Origin of the sequence: Pseudoalteromonas sp. (assembly GCF_041613455.1) — a bacterium.
Taxonomy (GTDB): Bacteria; Pseudomonadota; Gammaproteobacteria; order Enterobacterales; family Alteromonadaceae; genus Pseudoalteromonas.
Map to the genome: position 1 here is coordinate 1 of NZ_JBFJHD010000327.1, position 2,324 is coordinate 2,324.

Genomic DNA, 2,324 nt, shown 5'->3' on the forward strand with positions numbered 1-2,324 from the left:
CCACAAAAGCATAATGCATACGCACTGCAATGGTTTTTAATTGCGCTGGCATGCATTGTAGTGGCTGTTTTTGCCAGTAAAAAAAGGACACAAGATGAAAGTTAATCCGTTGTTATTGTTTATTGGCTGTTGTGCCATACCACTTATTTTGGCGTACAGCGCCCTTAAATTTGCGTGGCTGCCCAGTGCCGTTACCAATAACGGTGAGTTTTTACAGCAAGAAATTAAATTAACCGACTGGCCGCAACAAAATCCTAAGCAATGGACCATTGCCCTTAATTACAGTAATGAATGCGACAGTGCCTGCGCCGAACAACTGGCCGCGCTAGATAATCTCTATATTGCCTTGGGTAAAAATCAACACAAAGTTGATATGGCGGTCATTGGTTTACCAAAACACGCTAACAGCGCGTGGAAAACCATTGCGCCACAAGCCAATTTACAGCCAGCGAGTTTGTATTTAATTGATCATATGGGGCTGGTGGTGCTTGAGTACCCATTTAACTCAGAGCCGCAGCAAAATAGGTTAGTACAAAAGGGCTTACTGAAAGATTTAAAAAAATTACTTAATTATTCTCGTTCCAGCTAAGTAAGGAAACGCCATGTATAAAAATTATAAAAACTGGGTACTAGCAACCGGCTTATTGGCATTAATTGTGGTGGCGTTGGGCGCCTACACCCGCTTAAGTGATGCTGGGTTGGGCTGCCCCGATTGGCCAGGATGTTATGGCTTTTTAACTGTCCCTAAGCATGAGGCCGAGATTGCACTGGCCGCACAGAGTTATCCCGATATGGTGTTTGAAACAGCAAAAGCATGGAAAGAAATGATCCACCGTTATTTTGCCGGCACGCTGGGGTTATTAATTTTAGCGTTATTTGTATTTGCGTTTTTAAAACGCCAATACCCTACAACCCCAGTAAAGCTAACGTTATTACTATTGGTGTTAGTGATTTTTCAGGCGGCACTGGGAATGTGGACGGTGACGATGAACTTGCAACCGCTAATTGTAATGGGGCACTTATTGGGTGGTTTTAGTATTTTAGCGCTGCTCAGCTTATTGTATTTACGCTTAACGAGTAAACCCATTATGGGCGGCGATAGCGGTGCCAGAGGCTATTTTAACTTGAGCTTAGTTGCACTGAGTGTGTTGATCATACAAATAGCCTTAGGGGGCTGGTTGGCGGCTAATTATGCTGCTCCCCATTGTAATGGCTTACCTTTGTGTAGCTATGCACAGCCTTTTTCGCTTAGTAGTGTGTTTCAATTACCGTTAGAGCACAGTAATTACGAGTTTGGTGTGCTGTCGCAGCAAGCGCGTATGTCTATTCACTTACTGCACCGGATTTGGGCATTAGTGACCTGCATCGTGCTAGCACTGGTGATGTGGCGTATTTATAGTCGCGCTTACTCGCAAAAAATAAAAAGTAGCACTATTAGTGTGTTAGTTGCCTTATTTTGTCAAATTAGTTTGGGACTTGCCGTGGTACATTGGCACTTTCCTTTGGGTGTGGCACTGGCACATAACCTAATGGCTGCCATACTGTTATTGACCATGGTTAGGTTGTGTTACTACTTAAAAGTACGGACTTAGAAGGAAGTTGTTTATGGCACTTACAATTAATAAAAAAGCGATAATAGGCAGTGGCTCTCAAGTGTGGGTTACACGCAGTTATAATTTACTGCAAGACTACTTAGCTATTAGTAAATTTAAAGTGGTGGCTATGCTGGTACTGACCGCATGGGTTGGATTAGCACTTGCTCCCGACGTTGGTCGAGGTGTGGCGGTGCAGTTTATTAGTTTACTCGGCATTGGTTTATTATCGGCAGCCGCCGCGGTGATTAATCATGTGGTTGATAGTGAAATCGATAGCAAAATGGCGCGTACCCGTCATCGCCCCGTGGCAAAAGGCCGGCTTACTAAAACCCATGCACTGAGCTTTGCGGCCATTATTGGGGTGGCAGGCTTTATTATGCTCATGCTGTGGGCTAATCCCCTTACCGCAGTATTAACGCTCTTTGCGTTAGTGGGTTATGCCTTTGTGTACACCTCGTTTTTAAAGCGCGCAACACCACAAAACATTGTTATTGGGGGCTTAGCCGGTGCGATGCCGCCGTTACTTGGTTGGGTATCTGAAACTGGGCAAATGGCTGCGGCACCGTGGCTGTTAGTGATGATTATATTTACGTGGACTCCGCCACACTTCTGGGCATTGGCGATTGCACGAAAAAGCGATTACGAGCGGGCAAAAATCCCAATGCTGCCGGTAACCCATGGTATCGACTTTTGTAAAACCTGTGTTGTGGCTTACTCGATATTGTTAGC

3 protein-coding genes and 1 pseudogene are annotated in these 2,324 nt (G+C 44.8%); all 4 read left to right on the forward strand.

The genetic code is table 11. The features are described 5' to 3' along the window. Positions 1-105 (forward strand): annotated as a pseudogene (locus ABYB02_RS16640) (SURF1 family protein); the annotation flags it as partial. Further along, a complete protein-coding gene (locus ABYB02_RS16645) occupies positions 95-589 on the forward strand; it encodes a transmembrane cytochrome oxidase associated protein (protein WP_372763484.1) in 495 nt (164 codons plus the stop codon). The pseudogene ABYB02_RS16640 and the gene ABYB02_RS16645, both read left to right, overlap by 11 nt. Positions 590-602: 13 nt before the next feature. Next, positions 603-1,592, forward strand: a complete 990-nt coding sequence (locus ABYB02_RS16650) for a heme A synthase (protein WP_372763485.1) — start codon at positions 603-605, stop codon at positions 1,590-1,592. A gap of 13 nt (positions 1,593-1,605) precedes the next feature. Beyond that, a partial coding sequence (cyoE, locus tag ABYB02_RS16655; protein ID WP_372763486.1) for a heme o synthase occupies positions 1,606-2,324 on the forward strand: 719 nt, incomplete at its 3' end.

Coding starts and splice junctions, on each gene's coding strand:
- ABYB02_RS16650 (WP_372763485.1), top strand. CDS start 603: ATGTATAAAAATTATAAAAACTGGGTACTAGCAACCGGCTTATTGGCA.
- ABYB02_RS16645 (WP_372763484.1), top strand. CDS start 95: ATGAAAGTTAATCCGTTGTTATTGTTTATTGGCTGTTGTGCCATACCA.